Origin of the sequence: Helicobacter sp. (assembly GCF_022770205.1) — a bacterium.
Lineage (GTDB): Bacteria > Campylobacterota > Campylobacteria > Campylobacterales > Helicobacteraceae > Helicobacter_D.
The window spans coordinates 14,352-28,558 of sequence record NZ_JALEIK010000016.1; the positions used below are offsets into that span (position 1 = coordinate 14,352).

General features: G+C 36.6%; 14 protein-coding genes. 6 read left to right on the forward strand and 8 right to left on the reverse strand.

Annotated elements, in window-relative coordinates; genetic code table 11:
* Nucleotide 1 precedes the first annotated feature (1 nt).
* The 4 genes from MRZ19_RS02655 to serA all read left to right on the forward strand — a co-directional run bounded on the left by MRZ19_RS02655 (nt 2) and on the right by serA (nt 4,667).
* Entirely contained in the window at nt 2-826 is an 825-nt protein-coding gene (locus MRZ19_RS02655) for a 4-hydroxy-3-methylbut-2-enyl diphosphate reductase (RefSeq protein ID WP_291030056.1), read from the forward strand.
* Nucleotides 827-889: 63 nt separating this feature from the next.
* Nucleotides 890-2,572 (forward strand): 30S ribosomal protein S1, encoded by a 1,683-nt coding sequence (locus MRZ19_RS02660; protein WP_291030058.1) that lies wholly within the window; start codon nt 890-892, stop codon nt 2,570-2,572.
* Between the two features lie 16 nt (nt 2,573-2,588).
* Nucleotides 2,589-3,068 carry a hypothetical protein gene (locus tag MRZ19_RS02665; RefSeq protein WP_291030060.1) on the forward strand — a complete coding sequence of 160 codons (480 nt, stop codon included), beginning with the start codon at nt 2,589-2,591 and terminating at the stop codon, nt 3,066-3,068.
* Nucleotides 3,069-3,083: 15 nt separating this feature from the next.
* On the forward strand, nt 3,084-4,667 hold the full coding sequence (gene serA, locus MRZ19_RS02670) for a phosphoglycerate dehydrogenase (RefSeq protein ID WP_291030062.1): 1,584 nt from the start codon (nt 3,084-3,086) through the stop codon (nt 4,665-4,667).
* Here serA and MRZ19_RS02675 read toward each other — a convergent pair.
* Together MRZ19_RS02675 and dnaJ are read right to left on the reverse strand one after the other, a co-directional pair.
* The gene (locus MRZ19_RS02675) at nt 4,662-5,156 is read right to left on the reverse strand and encodes a methylated-DNA--[protein]-cysteine S-methyltransferase (RefSeq protein ID WP_291030064.1); all 495 of its coding nucleotides are present in this window, start codon (nt 5,154-5,156) and stop codon (nt 4,662-4,664) included. The genes serA and MRZ19_RS02675 overlap by 6 nt on opposite strands.
* Nucleotides 5,153-6,265: a molecular chaperone DnaJ gene (gene dnaJ / locus MRZ19_RS02680; RefSeq protein WP_291030066.1), complete on the reverse strand. Its 1,113-nt coding sequence runs from the start codon at nt 6,263-6,265 to the stop codon at nt 5,153-5,155. Before dnaJ ends, MRZ19_RS02675 begins: the two co-directional genes overlap by 4 nt.
* A gap of 159 nt (nt 6,266-6,424) precedes the next feature.
* On the opposite strand from dnaJ, the gene recR reads away from it, so the two are divergent.
* Together recR and MRZ19_RS02690 are read left to right on the forward strand one after the other, a co-directional pair.
* Nucleotides 6,425-6,997 carry a recombination mediator RecR gene (recR, locus tag MRZ19_RS02685; protein WP_291030068.1) on the forward strand — a complete coding sequence of 191 codons (573 nt, stop codon included), beginning with the start codon at nt 6,425-6,427 and terminating at the stop codon, nt 6,995-6,997.
* A 9-nt stretch (nt 6,998-7,006) separates the two neighbouring features.
* Nucleotides 7,007-8,233 (forward strand): potassium/proton antiporter, encoded by a 1,227-nt coding sequence (locus MRZ19_RS02690; RefSeq protein WP_291030070.1) that lies wholly within the window; start codon nt 7,007-7,009, stop codon nt 8,231-8,233.
* Here the strand turns inward: MRZ19_RS02690 and MRZ19_RS02695 are convergent.
* The 6 genes from MRZ19_RS02695 to thrC are packed head-to-tail and all read right to left on the reverse strand — an operon-like array spanning nt 8,230 to nt 14,142.
* On the reverse strand, nt 8,230-9,090 hold the full coding sequence (locus MRZ19_RS02695) for an RluA family pseudouridine synthase (RefSeq protein WP_291030071.1): 861 nt from the start codon (nt 9,088-9,090) through the stop codon (nt 8,230-8,232). The genes MRZ19_RS02690 and MRZ19_RS02695 overlap by 4 nt on opposite strands.
* Nucleotides 9,087-10,319, reverse strand: a complete 1,233-nt coding sequence (gene waaA / locus MRZ19_RS02700) for a lipid IV(A) 3-deoxy-D-manno-octulosonic acid transferase (protein ID WP_291030073.1) — start codon at nt 10,317-10,319, stop codon at nt 9,087-9,089. The genes MRZ19_RS02695 and waaA overlap by 4 nt, the downstream gene beginning before the upstream one ends.
* 10 nt (nt 10,320-10,329) lie before the next feature.
* Nucleotides 10,330-11,034, reverse strand: a complete 705-nt coding sequence (locus tag MRZ19_RS02705; protein ID WP_291030075.1) for a zinc ribbon domain-containing protein — start codon at nt 11,032-11,034, stop codon at nt 10,330-10,332.
* A gap of 27 nt (nt 11,035-11,061) precedes the next feature.
* Complete coding sequence (locus tag MRZ19_RS02710) at nt 11,062-11,787, reverse strand: Nif3-like dinuclear metal center hexameric protein (RefSeq protein ID WP_291030077.1); 726 nt, start codon at nt 11,785-11,787, stop codon at nt 11,062-11,064.
* A 3-nt stretch (nt 11,788-11,790) separates the two neighbouring features.
* Nucleotides 11,791-12,672 (reverse strand): glycine--tRNA ligase subunit alpha, encoded by an 882-nt coding sequence (gene glyQ / locus MRZ19_RS02715; RefSeq protein ID WP_291030079.1) that lies wholly within the window; start codon nt 12,670-12,672, stop codon nt 11,791-11,793.
* Between the two features lie 9 nt (nt 12,673-12,681).
* Entirely contained in the window at nt 12,682-14,142 is a 1,461-nt protein-coding gene (gene thrC, locus MRZ19_RS02720; protein ID WP_291030081.1) for a threonine synthase, read from the reverse strand.
* Nucleotides 14,143-14,207: the final 65 nt, after the last annotated feature.

Below are 14,207 nucleotides of genomic sequence, written 5' to 3' on the forward strand. Positions count from 1 at the left end.
CGTGGAAGTAAAATTAGCAAAAAATTATGGATTTTGTTTTGGCGTGAAGCGCGCTATTGAATTGGCGCAAAAAAAACCCAATGGCATAACTTTAGGACCTTTAATCCATAATGCAAAAGAGATTAATCGCTTAAAAGAGAAATTTAATGTTGTTGTCAATGAAAACATTCAAGCAATTCCACAAGATGCAGAAGTGATTATTCGCACACACGGAATCCCAAAGCAAGATTTACAAAAGCTTAAGGAAAAAACAAAAAATATCACGGATGCAACTTGTCCTTATGTTACAAAACCACAAAAAATTTGTGAGGATATGAGTGCTAAGGGCTATCAGATTGTGATTTTTGGGGATATGAAACATCCAGAGGTTAAAGGTGTGATGAGCTATTGTGCTGATGAACCATTGGTGGTAGAAGATTTAGAATCGCTAAAAAAGGCTAAATTGCGCGATAGAGTTGCCCTAGTTTCACAAACGACAAAAAATATCAATTTATTTTTAGAAATTGCCAATTATCTGATTAGCCATTGTTCAGAATGTAGAGTGTTTAATACGATTTGTAATGCGACATTTGATAATCAAGATTCTGCTAGAAATTTAGCAAAAGAAGTTGATGTGATGGTGATTGTTGGCGGTAAAAATTCATCAAACACGAAGCAGCTTTATAATATTTCTAAGGAATATTGTAGGGATTGTTATTTGATAGAGGATTTTTTAGAATTGGATTTTAAATGGTTTATTGGTAAGCAATTGTGTGGAGTTACTGCTGGTGCTTCCACTCCTAATTGGATTATTGATAAAGTTGTCAATACGATTAAAGCTCTCTAAATTTTATACTTTTAAAAGGGTAGATTGATTAGAATTTCAAAATTTATTTTTTAAAGGGCATAGATGGCTGTTGTAGGAATTAATACAGAAGAGTTAGAAAAGATTGTGATTGATGAGAATGAGGATTTCGCATCAATGTTTGAACAATTTGAGAAAAAAGAGAATGAGCGTATTTCTGAGGGAAATATTGTTGCCATTGAGAATAATCAAGTCATTATTGCTGTTCCGGGTGAAAAGAAAGAGGGGATTGTAGTGCTTGATGAAATTTTAGATGCGCAAGGGAATTTGCTGTTTAAAGTGGGCGATACTCTGCCAATTGTGATTACAGGCAGACGCAATGAGCAGCCCATTGTTTCTTATAAAAAAGCGATTCGCAGGGAGAAAATGCGCCAATACATTCAAAGTTTGAGTGGTGCATATAAAGATAAAATTGTAGAAGGCGTTGTTGTGAAACGCAATAAAGGTGGATATGTTGTTGATGGTGGTGGTATAGAATTTTTTATGCCAAAATTTGCTGCTGCGTTTAAAGAGGGCAGTAAGGTTGAGGGTAAGAAAATTAAAGCTTGTATTCTTAATGTTAAGCCTGAGGAGGATAGCATTGTGATTTCCCGTAAGCGTTTATTTGAGCTTGAAAATACGGCGAAAAAAGATACTTTGGATAATCTCTTAAAAGAAGAGGGTGTCCTAGAAGGTAAAGTGAAGAAAATCACAAGTTTTGGAATGTTTGTTGATGTTAATGGCGTGGAAGGTTTGGTGCATTATACGGAAATTAGCTATAAAGGACCTGTTAATCCTTCTAAACTCTACAAAGAAGAGGATATAGTGCCCATTAAGATTCTAAACTACGACAAAGAAAAGCGCCGTTTAGCTCTTTCTATTAAAGCAACAACAGAAGATCCCTGGAAGGAAGTTGAAAACGAGCTTGAGGTGGGCGATGCGATTAAAGTTATAGTTAGCAATATTGAACCTTATGGTGTGTTTGTGGATTTAGGAAATGATATTGAAGGGTTTTTGCATATTTCTGAAATTTCTTGGAATAAAAACATTCAAAACCCAGAGGAGTTTTTAAAAGTTGGGCAAGAAATTGATGTCGAAGTCATTGAGATTGATTCAAAAGAGCGTCGTTTAAGGGTGTCCTTAAAGAAGCTTTTGGATAAGCCATTTGAGCAATTTGTAAAAAAACATAAAGAGGGTGAAGTTTTAGAAGGTGTTGTTGCGACTTTAACAGATTTTGGCGCATTTGTGAAGCTTGATGGCATTGATGGTTTATTACACAATGAAGATGCGTATTGGAATAAAAACGAAAAATGCAAGGATTTAATGAAAATTGGCGAAAGTGTTGAGGTAAAAATTGCTAAAATTGATCGTCAAAAAGAGCGCATTTCTTTAACGCGCAAAGGATTAATTGCATCTCCTGTTGATGAGTTTGCAAAAAAATATTCATTGGATGACGCTGTAACTGGGATTGTTAGAGATGTGAAAGATTTTGGTGTATTTATTAAAATTGATAATGAAATGGATGCGTTAATCCGTAATGAAGATTTAATCCCCCTTAAAAAAGAAGAAATTAAAACTGGCGATAAAATTGATGGTGTGATTTCTTTAATTGATGCGCCAAATAATAGAATCCGTGTTTCTGTGCGTCGTTTAGAGAGACAAAAAGAAAAGACAAATCTTAAAAATTTCAACGATAATGCAAGCGATAAGATGACATTAGGGGATATTATTAAGGATCAAATTTCTTAGAGCTTAGGAGTTATTTGTGCAAGTAAGGTTGTTAATTGGCATTTTTTCAATCTTTACTTGTTTGTTATTGTTTGTTTTAATGCGTAACTATATTGGTGCGATAAATATCTATGAACTTCCAGAAATTAGTCCTTATGAGCTTGCAAAACCTAGTGATTTACAGCACGCCCATTCACCTGATTGGCTAGATCGTTTGTCTAGTCAGAGTGAGAGAGAGTTTATTTATCCTACTTCTGAATTACAAGTGAAGCTTTTGTATGCAAATAATGCAAAAAAGAGTATAAAAGAAGTCTTTAGGGTTTCAGTGGGCGTGATTAACGATTATCAGTTTTTTTGCATTAATCAGGTTTTTGGAGCACATAATATTGAATATTCTTATTATAAAATCGGTGAAAACATTTGGCTAGTTGTTGCTACGGAGGATGAAAATTATTTGCGCAGTGTTTTAGATAAACTTAAGCATTACGCAATTGATTATACTTTATCTAAAACCTAAGAAACGGAGGAGTTAATGTCAAAATATACAATTATCGTTTGTGATCCTATCCATCAGAGTGGCTTGGATTTATTAGCAAGAGATTCTGAAGTTACGCTGTTAAATTTAGCAGATTTGCCAAAAGATGCGCTTAAGAAGGAATTGCATAAGGCAGATGTTGCAATCACTAGAAGCTCTACTGATGTAGATGTTAGCTTTTTGGATTCCGCTTCTAAGTTGCGCGCTGTTGTGCGTGCTGGTGTTGGTGTGGATAATGTAGATATTGAAAACTCTAGCAAAAGAGGTGTTGTGGTGATGAATGTGCCAACAGCAAATACCATTGCCGCTGTGGAGCTAACTTGTGCGCATATTTTAAGTGCGATTCGCAATCTTCCTGATGCTAATGCGCAGTTAAAGGCAGAGCGCAAATGGAAGCGTGAGGACTGGTATGGCACAGAGCTTAAGGATAAAAAGCTAGGAATTATTGGTTTTGGGAATATTGGAAGCCGTGTTGGAAAGCGTATGAAGGCTTTTGAAATGGAAGTGATGGCTTATGATCCTTATATCAATCCTACAAAGGCAACAGATGTTGGGATTAAATACACAAGGAATTTTGATGACATTTTAAAATGCGATATTATCACAATCCACACGCCAAAAAATAAAGAAACCATCAATATCATTGACGCGCCACAGATTGCAAAAATGAAAGAGGGCGTGATTTTGATTAATTGTGCGCGTGGTGGATTGTATAATGAAGATGCACTCTATGCAGCATTGGAATCTGGAAAAGTGCGATGGGCTGGGATTGATGTTTTCACAAAAGAACCCGGCACGAGTAATAAACTTTTGGATTTAAAGAATATTTATGTTACACCACACATTGGAGCAAATACGCTAGAATCCCAAGAGAAAATCGCAATCCAAGCAGCTGAAGCAGCATTAGAAGCAGCGCGAGGTTCAAGTTTTCCTAATGCGCTAAATTTGCCCATTAAAGAAAATGAATTGCCAAGCTTTATGCATGCCTATTTAGAGCTTGTGCAAAAAATGGCATTTTTTGCAATTCAGGTAAATAAAGATGCAGTGCGCTCTATCACGCTAGAAGCAGAAGGTGAGATTAAAGAATATCTTGCATCGCTGTCAACCTTTGCGCTTGTTGGAATCTTAAATGCAACAGTTGGCGATAAAGTGAATTATGTCAATGCTCCCTATGTGGCACAAGAGAGAGGGATTGAAGTGGAGCTTGTAGGTAGGGAGTCTCAGGGTGTTTATAAGAATAGAATTAAACTCACTCTTCTTACACAGAAGGGAACATTTAGTGTAAGCGGAGCAGTGTTTAATGAGGATACACCAAAAATTGTGAATATTAATAACTTTGCTCTTGATATTGCGCCAAAAGGCAAAATGATTCTTTTTAGAAATGATGATACACCGGGTGTTATAGGCTTTGTTGGGACGACTTTAGCAAAGCATAACATTAACATTGCAGACTTCCGATTGGGGCGTTATGGTAGGGAGGCGTTAGCGTTAATCATTGTTGATGATGCAGTTTCTCAAAGTGTGCTTGATGAGCTTTCTAGTTTGGAGGCTTGTATTTCTATCAAATATGCTGTTTTATAGCTTCCATAAGCCCTTTTTGGGTTTGTATCCTTCTAATTTCAATAATTCTATCTTTTTTTGGATTCCGCTTGCATAGCCATTGATTGCACCATTTGCGCTAATGACTCTGTGGCAGGGGATGAGGATTGCGATGGGATTGTGGTGGTTTGCACTTCCAATGGCGCGTGCGGATTTTGGGTTACCTATGATGTCTGCGATTTTTCCATAACTCAAAGTCTCTCCATAAGGAATTGTGCATAAAATTTTCCAAACACTTTTTTGAAATGCTGTTCCTTTTGGGTTTAGTGGCAGTGTAAAAACTTGGCGTTTTTGAGTTAAATATTCTTTAAGTTGTGAAAAAGTAGCAAGCGTTAAAGGGCTTTGCTTATGTGATTGGAGATAAAGTTGTGAAATATTTTGTCTAAAGCGCACTTCTAAAATTTCCTCTCCGTTATCCATTACCAAAATTTCCCCTAAGGGAGAATTTTGGATTCCAACATATTGCGTCATTTAAACCAATTTTTAATCTTATCCATTAAGCCTTCGTGGCAGGCAATGGGCTTAGAGTCTTCATACCCAAAGGATTTGTGGAGTTCTGTAAGAAGTGTGCGTTGATTTTCCTCTAGTTTTTCTGGATAAACAATATTTACAACTGCGATGAAATTTCCTCTTTTATCCCTATTAACACTTTTAACTCCTTCTCCGTAAAACACAAATTGCTGCTTGTCTTTTACGCCAATTGGGATTTTTAGTTCTAATTCTTTTGTGAGTGCTGGAATTTTAATGTTTCCACCAAGCATTACAAGAGTAAAAAACACGGGCACCTCTAGGTAGATGTCATTGTGGTGGCGGATAAAATGTGCATCCTCTTTGGCAAAAATCTCCACATATAAATCCCCACGCGTGCCATCTGGCATTTTATTTCCACGCCCTTGCACACGCATTTGATTGTTGCTATCTATGCCTTCTGGAATATTGATTTCAAATCTTTCTTTTTCATTTTGATACCCCTTACTAGAGCATTTAGGGCATTTCTCCGCTGCCATTTCTCCGCTGCCATAGCATTTAGAACAAGTTTGTGCAAAGGTCATAAAACCTTGTGAAAATGTTTCTCTACCGCTTCCCTTACAAGTGCTACAAGTTGTGATTTTGCCATCTTTTGCGCCTGTGCCTTTGCATTCTTGACAAGCACTTTTATAAGGGATTTCAATTTCTTTTTTGCATCCAAAAACGGCTTCTTCAAAACTGATTTCAAGCTCTATTGCTAAATCGCGCGGATATTTTTCATTCCTTTTTTGCCTTGAAGTCCTACTAGATCTGCTAAAGCCACCAAAAACAGAGTTAAAAATATCAAAAATACTGCCTTCTATGTCACTAAATCCAAAACCACTAGATTCTAAGCCTTTTTTGCCATAAGCGTCGTAGATTTGGCGTTTTTCTTTATCGCTTAAGACTTGGTAGGCTTCATTGATTTTTTTGAACATCTCTTCGGCATTTTTATCCCCTGGGTTTCTATCAGGGTGGTATTTGAGTGCCATTTTGCGATAGGCTTTTTTGACTTCTTCGCCACTTGCTGTGCGTTGAACTTCTAAGACTTCATAATAATCAAATTCTTCCAAAACAACTCCTAAATATTGCAAAATAAAATAGGGCATATTGTAGCGCAATAAAGTTTTATAAGGAGTTAAATTCGCTTAAGTGCGTGCTGTAATTTATAGATTTTTAATCCTAATTTATTTATAATTATTGCTGATTATGATATTTTTGGTAGAAGTTGTATGAAGTCTTATCCTGAAAATTTTGCAAAACTTGTGGAATCCTTAGAGAAAATTCCAAGCATTGGGCGAAAGTCTGCAATGCGTTTAGCCTACTTTTTAGCATTTGAAGATAAGTTTAGTGCCTTGCAGGTTGCACACAATATAGAACGCTGCGTCCAAGAGTTGCGCACTTGTGAGGAGTGTGGAGGAATTACAAATCAGCTAGTTTGTGGGATTTGTTTAGATGCTACACGCAATAATGGTGAGCTTTGCATTGTGGCAAATCCTAGAGAAATATTTTTGTTAGAAGAAAGCGGAGAGTTTTTAGGAAAGTATTTTGTGCTTGATAGCCTTGAAAAGTTGGATTTAGAAAAATTAGAGAAGAGTATTGTGAAATTTAGAATCAAAGAGATTATTTTTGCTTTTAGTCCATCGCTTGGAAGTGATAGTGTGATGTTATATTTGGAGGATAAGCTAGAGCATTTTGGATTACATTTTACAAAAATTGCACAAGGGATTCCCACAGGAGTGAGTTTAGAAAATGTGGATCAACTCTCCATCATTCGTGCTTTGCAGGCACGCATTAAGATTTAAAGGGATAAGATGTTAGAAATTATTAATAACTTAAATGGGTACATCGTTGTTGTGGGTGTTATTTTATTTTTAAGTGTATATGCAAGCAAAATTTCTGAAAAAATTGGACTTCCCTTATTATTGATTTTCTTAATTTTAGGAATGCTTTTAGGAAGTGATGGGATTGCAGGAATTGACTTTGACAACACACTTTTAGCTCAAGCAGTAGGTTCAATTGCGCTGATTTTTATTTTATATAGCGGAGGATTAGACACACATTGGGAACAAATTAAACCTGTGATGGTGAGCGGAATTATGCTCGCAACACTTGGAGTTTTAGCAACTGCATTGGTGTTGGCAGGATTTTTTTATTTCATATGGAATGTAACATTATTAGAAGCATTATTGCTTGGCTCTATTGTGTCCTCAACAGATGCAGCGGCTGTTTTTATGATTTTACGCTCACAAAAAATAAGACTAAAGCATAATATCAAGCCACTTTTAGAATTGGAATCAGGGAGCAATGATCCTATGGCAATTTTCTTAACCATTACGGTGTTGCAACTTATTATTATGCAAGATAGCACATCGCCTTGGGAATGGGTTGTGCAATTTGTAGCGCAATTTGCCATTGGAGGCGCACTTGGACTTTTTTGTGGATATATGTTTCCAAAAATCTGCACAAAGGCAAACATTTCTCAACCCGGACTTTATCCATTAATCAGCATTGCATGGCTTTTTATGATATTTGGACTCTCTGCCTTGCTTGGAGGGAATGGATATTTAAGTGTGTATATTGCAGGGATTATGATAAATAAATTTGCATTTCCTTATAAGTCTCATATCATTGCATTCCACGATGCTATTGCGTGGATGATGCAAATTACAGTGTTTTTAGTGCTTGGATTGCTTGTGTTTCCCTCACAATTACCTGAAGTTGCCTTACAAGCCTTAGCACTTGTGTTTGTGCTAATGTTTATTGCGCGTCCATTGGGAGTTTTTACATCTTTAATAACAAGCCGATACAACAATAAAGAAAAACTCTTCATTTCTTGGGTAGGTTTGCGTGGAGCTGTGCCAATTATCTTAGCAACCTATCCTTTTGTGTATCGTTTAGAACAAGCACAATTCATCTTCAATGTGGTGTTTTTTATGGTGTTTATTTCTGTATTGGTGCAAGGAATGACTTTAGGCTTTGCAGCAAGGACTTTAGGTATTGTTGAAAATGAAAATATAGAATCCAAAGAAGATTCTTAAAGATTATCCTTAAAAATAAATGCACTAGGTTCCTCTGCTATGAAATCATAGCCTAGCAAGGCAATGCGGCGTGCGTGGAGTAAAATGCGATTTGCAGGCTTTGCTCCATAGAGAGTATCGCCAATGATTGGGTGCTTGATATGGGCTAGATGGGCACGGATTTGATGGGTTTTGCCTGTTTTTATCTCTATGTCTAGTTTTGTTTTCTTGCCAGAGATTTCAAGGGGAGTGATGTGTGTGATTGCCTTTTGTCCCGTGTTTGTCTTGCTAACACTTACCTTTGCAGAGTTGCCTTTTTTGATGATTAAGGGGGCTGTGATTTCGCATTCTTCCTCTAATATTCCTTCTACAATGGCTGTGTATTGCTTTAAGACTTGGAGTTGTTTGAATGCTTCTTTTGCGCGCAAATGAAAAGGGCTATTTTCTTTAACAAGCAATAAGATTCCGCTTGTTTCTTTATCTAGGCGGTGTAAAAGTGTCCATTGTGGATAGTTTTTAGCAACTTCTTCGCTTGTAAGAAAGGCGGGTTTTTCAAGGGCTAAAATGTTTGTGTCTTGAAAAATCTCTTGAATGTTTTGGATTTGTTGAATACTAAAGTGTGCGTTTGGGGAGAGTAGCCCTCTTGCAAGTAGAATCTTTTTGCCCTTGATACTCACTAATCCCCTATCAATTAGGGCTTTAGCTGCGTTGTTGGAGATGTTTTCTTGTAAGGCTAGAAGTTTATAGGCTTTTTGTGCGTTTTTAGGGAGTTTTAGGGGTGGTGTAAGGTTGTCTTTTTTTGTTTGTGATGGCTTTTTAAAAAAGCTGGAATCTTTTTTGTAGTTTTTTGTAGTTTTTGAGAATTTGTTGGGATTCATTTGGGTTCCTTTAAGGTTTGAATGATTTTTGTAAGATCTAGTTTTTGCGTGATATAAGAGTTTTCTAGCGGAGTTTGTAGAATTTCTGTGAGCGATTCTATCTTACAAATGACACAATTTTTGACACTTAAAAAGAGTGTTTGTTGATTAAAGATATAAGGACCGCTGATTAATTTTGTGTGAAAGTAGGCAGGTTCAATGGGATTGTGTCCGCCGATGTTTGGCAAAAAACTTCCACCTAGAATAACAGCATCTGCGATTGCATAGAGATTATTAAGCTCTCCTAAAGAATCTAATAAAATAAAGGGGGCATTGAGTGCGTTTTGTATGCCTTGTGCAGATGTTTTGACTAAAGGCGGGAGATGATTATCTTTTAAGATGGCATTGAGTGTTTGTTCCACTTCTAAAAAGCGCTCTGGGTGGCGTGGAGCAAAGAGAAAATGCGGTGTATTGTGCGTAAGATTTTGTGGAGTTGGAATCGTTTTTTTAAAAAAAGATTCCAAAATACTTTGTAAAATCAATGTTTCCTCGCTTTGGTTATTTTTGCTATGTGTGCTAGCGATAATCCATAAGGGAGCATTAGGGGGAGTGTAATGCGTGCTAACTTGTGGAATCTCAGCAAGTTTAAGATTGCCATAAACTTCTACATTTTGCGCCCCTAGGGATTCTAGGCGTTCTTTATCCCTTTGACTTTGGGAGAATATTTTGTGGAGATAGCTAAAAAGTTTTGCATAAAAAAAGCGGAATCGTAAATAGCGCGGATAGGAGCGTGTAGAGATTCTAGCATTGATTAAGAGTGTTTTGCCTCCTTTAGAGTGTGTGTAAAAGAGTGGCATTAGCCAAAGTTCTGCTTCTGTTAGGGTTAGGGAGATGATTGTCTTGTTTTTTAACCAAAAGGGAATGAAGCTTTCAAAGGGTAAATAAGCAATAGTGCAGTTTGGATAGAGTGTTTTAGCAAGCGTAAAGCCTGTTTGGGTGGTGGTGGTGAGTAAAATTTTTGTTGGATGTTTAAGGTTATTTTGTAATGTGTTAATGATGCTTTGAAGGGATTTTACTTCACCAAAGGAGCAGGCGTGCAACCAATAATATTGACCTTTTGGTAATGGGGTGGGAATAAAAAAACGCTTTTTTAAGGAAACTTTGTATTTTGGTTTAAAGCTTAGAAAAAATAAAAAGGGCAGGGCGCAAAGATGCACCATACACATTAAGAGATAATAGCCATAAACCATACATCAAGGATTAATTTTCGTTATAAAGGATTCTGCCGCAATGTGGGCAAGTGGTGATGTCATCAGAGCGGATAACATCGGAGTAGATTTTATCGTTTAAGCGGATAAAACAGCCTCCACAAGCTTGGCGTGTTACAGGCACAACGCTTGTATTTTTTGCCCATTTGCGGATTTTTTCATAAAAAGAGATGATTTTTTGGTCCATTTTGCTAATTAATGCTTCTTTTTGGGTAAAGATTTTTTTTTGTTCGTTTTTGACTTTTTGCACTTCTCCTTCTACTTTTTGTGCAATCTCTTTTTTATCTTCCTTTAATGCTTTAATGCTATGCTCTAGTTCTTTTAAAGCCTCTTTTTTGTTGTTTAAGATTCCATTTAAGCGTGCAATTTCTTCGTTAGCAAAGGTGATTTGTTCTTTTGCTAATTCTTCTTCTAGGCTTAGGGCTTTGCTTTCTTTTTCTGTTTTGATGAGTTTTGTTTTGTTAGCAATTTCTTCAAGTTTTAATGACAAATCTTCTAAATGGTTTTCATTTTTTTGAATGGACAGCGCAATGTCGTTAGAAGTTGTGTTTAACTCTTCTTCTTGGTGGTTTAATTTTGCTTCTTCTTCCTCTATTGCACTTAATTCTTTTTTTGCTTCTTTAATGCGTGGTTCAAAAGAATCAATTTCTTTATCAAGATTTGCAATCTCTATTAATTGGCTTAAATGCTTATTCATTAAACAGCTCCAAAGGTTAAATTATTTTTAGATAAAACTAAAGGGATTTTGTGAAGGCAAAATTATAGCTTTATAGCCATAATTTGTCAAAATTGGGGATAGAATTTCCCCAAAATAGCACTCTAATTCATAATGTCCGCAATCAATGATGTTAATCCCTAATGCCTGTGCTTCCATCGCTTCGTGGTATTTTACATCTCCTGTAATAAGACAATCCATTGCCTTAAGTTCTCTTACAAAACTCCCACCACTTCCTGTAACTAAGGCAACTCTTTGTGGGGTTTTAAAATTGCCCTGCGTGAATTTAAGGGTTGGAATTGCTAGTTTTTCTTTTACACATTGTGCCAGCGATTCTATGGAATCTTCCCATAAAAAGCGCACAGCAAAGTCTTCTTGTGCGTAAGTTTTAATGCCTAGTTTTTGCACAACAGAATTTCCAAAATGCGTTTTGTCAAAATTTGTGTGCATTGCGATGAGTTGGATATTCTTTTTGGTTGCAAGCTCTAAGAGTTTAGCAGGATAAGCGGTAAAGTCTAGCTGTTTAAGTGGAGAAAAAATTAAGGGGTGATGCGTGATAAGCATAGAGTTGGAATCCATTTTTTCAAGGTTTTCTAAAGTGGCTTCAAGGCTAAGGTAAATCTGAGAAAACTCCCTATTGAACGCACCTAGAATTAGTCCAGAATTATCCCATTTTTCTTGGAGCGCAAAAGGGCTAATGGAATCTAAAGTTTCTAAAAGTTTTAATGTTTGCATCAGTTATTTTCTTTGCGCTTTTTCTAGGCGTTCTTGGCGTAAAGGTTCTTGCTCTTTGTAAAGCATTGCGCAAGCCTTTGAGAGTTCGCGGATTTTTAAAATGTAGTTTTGGCGTTCAGTTGCAGAAATTGCCTTTCTTGCATCAAGCACATTAAATAAATGGCTTGCAAGCATCGCACAATCATAAGCAGGCAATGGCAATCCTGCTTCAAGTGAGCGGTTGCCTTCTTGTTGCATTTTTGCAAAAAAATCAAAAAGCATTGCGGTGTCTGCTACTTCAAAATTATATTTTGAAAACTCAAACTCACCTTCTAAATGCACATCTGCATAAGTGTAATTTGGATTCCATTTAATATCAAATATATTTTCTACACCTTGGAGATACATTGCAAGGCGTTCTGTGCCATAAGTGATTTCCACTGCCACAGGTTCGCAAGGGATTCCACCAACTTGCTGAAAATAGGTAAATTGCGTAACTTCCATTCCATCAAGCCACACTTCCCAGCCTAGCCCCCAAGCACCAAGTGTTGGAGATTCCCAATTGTCTTCAATGAAACGCACATCGTGGTCTTTTAGATTAAGCCCTAAATATTCTAAACTCTTTAAATAAAGCTCTTGAATGTTATTTGGGCTAGGTTTGATTAAAACTTGGAATTGATAATAACTTCCTAAGCGGTTTGGATTCTCTCCATAGCGTCCATCTGTTGGACGGCGTGAAGGCGCAACATAAGCCACACTCCAAGGTTTAGAATCTAAACTTCTAAGCAATGTTGCGGGGTGGAATGTGCCAGCCCCTGCGGGAATATCATAAGGCTGTATAATAAGGCAGTTTTGTTGATGCCAAAATTCTTGTAATTTTAAGAGTAAGTCAGAAAAGTAAAGCATTATAAATCCTTATAACCATTGTAAAATATTATCCATTAATTCTTCTTTATTTATCACTTTATTGTGGATTTCTTTTTGATTAAATAAAGCATTAATTTGTTTAGGGATTTGAATTTTATAATTTTGTGCAAGGGTTTGTAGAGCTTCTTTGTCGCTTAAATCACCTAAATCAAGGGCTTTTGCAAGCGTTGGGGCAAACTTCGTCCATTCCGCTGTGGAGCAAAGCACGCATTTTGCGTTGGGGTGTTTGGTTTGGATGGTTGCATAAGCCTTGATTCCACAAGCTGTGTGTGGGTCTATAATAAAGCCTTGTTTAGCGTATTTTTTGATGGTTTCTAAGCAAAAGTTATCATCACAATTTGTCGCACCAAAATAGCTCTGCACCCACATTAGCTCTTCTTTATTTAAAGCGTATCTACCGCTTTGCTCTAAGGATTCCATTAATTCCCGTGTGCGATGGGAGTTAAAAAGCGCAAAGAGCATCCGTTCAATATTAGAGCTTTTTAAAATATCCATTGCAGGAGAGTAAGTTTTCTTTAGAGATTTATTAGAAATATCATACACGCCGGTGTTGATAAACTCTGTTAAAATATTGTTTGCATTAGAGGCAATCCAAATGCGTTCAATGGGAAAGCCCATAAGTTTTGCATAAAATGCACCAAGTGCATTACCAAAATTTCCGCTAGGCACGATGGTATGGACTTTTTCGCTTTTATACACTTGCAAGCTTGCATAAATGTGGTAGATGATTTGAAAAGCGATTCTGCCAAAATTTACGCTATTTGCAGCACTTAGTGCAATATTTTTTGATTTTAGAGTTGCATTAAAATGTGAATCTTTTAATAGATTTTTTAGCAAAGTTTGTGCGTCATCAAAATCCCCATTGATTCCAAAAACCGCGATATTATTTGCATTGATGGTTGTCATTTGCAAGCGTTGCACATCGCTTGTTCCACCTTTTGGATAGATGCATACCACCTTAATATTTGGCTGATTTGCAAAGCTTTGCAAAGTTGCTGGACCTGTATCACCACTAGTTGCTACTAAAACTAAATAATTTTGCGCATTCTTATTATTTTGTAGAAATGCACTAAAGAGCAAACCAAAGGGTTGCAATGCCATATCTTTAAAAGCGCGCGTTGGACCACAATAGAGTTTTTGAACACTTAAATAAGGTGTCATAGGATACATTGGTGCGGGAGTGGATTTGTCATCAAAATTTTGATAGAGGCTTAATGCTTTACATAAAAGCTCTTTTGGGATATTTAAGCCTAATGCATCAAAAATAGTGTGTGTGAGTTCTTCATAGTTCAGTTTAGCAAATGCTTTTATTTCCTCATTACTAAATTTTGGGAGTTTTTCTAATGTATATAATCCACCATAAGAAGCACTTGGGTTAAGGATGGCGTCTTTAAAGGTAATGCTTAAATTTTCTCCGCCACGAGTGCTTGTAAAATATTGAGTTTGCACGCAAGTCCTTTATCTTAAGAAGTTGAAAGAAACTTGCGTATTGTATCTTAATAGTCTAAATAAGC

What these genes read in the sequence shown, in the direction of transcription:
- serA (WP_291030062.1), top strand. Translation starts at nt 3,084, where the DNA reads ATGTCAAAATATACAATTATCGTTTGTGATCCTATCCATCAGAGTGGC.
- MRZ19_RS02660 (WP_291030058.1), top strand. Translation starts at nt 890, where the DNA reads ATGGCTGTTGTAGGAATTAATACAGAAGAGTTAGAAAAGATTGTGATT.
- MRZ19_RS02675 (WP_291030064.1), bottom strand. Translation starts at nt 5,156, where the DNA reads ATGACGCAATATGTTGGAATCCAAAATTCTCCCTTAGGGGAAATTTTG.
- MRZ19_RS02705 (WP_291030075.1), bottom strand. Translation starts at nt 11,034, where the DNA reads ATGAATAAGCATTTAAGCCAATTAATAGAGATTGCAAATCTTGATAAA.
- recR (WP_291030068.1), top strand. Translation starts at nt 6,425, where the DNA reads ATGAAGTCTTATCCTGAAAATTTTGCAAAACTTGTGGAATCCTTAGAG.
- MRZ19_RS02695 (WP_291030071.1), bottom strand. Translation starts at nt 9,090, where the DNA reads ATGAATCCCAACAAATTCTCAAAAACTACAAAAAACTACAAAAAAGAT.
- MRZ19_RS02690 (WP_291030070.1), top strand. Translation starts at nt 7,007, where the DNA reads ATGTTAGAAATTATTAATAACTTAAATGGGTACATCGTTGTTGTGGGT.
- glyQ (WP_291030079.1), bottom strand. Translation starts at nt 12,672, where the DNA reads ATGCTTTACTTTTCTGACTTACTCTTAAAATTACAAGAATTTTGGCAT.
- MRZ19_RS02710 (WP_291030077.1), bottom strand. Translation starts at nt 11,787, where the DNA reads ATGCAAACATTAAAACTTTTAGAAACTTTAGATTCCATTAGCCCTTTT.
- waaA (WP_291030073.1), bottom strand. Translation starts at nt 10,319, where the DNA reads ATGGTTTATGGCTATTATCTCTTAATGTGTATGGTGCATCTTTGCGCC.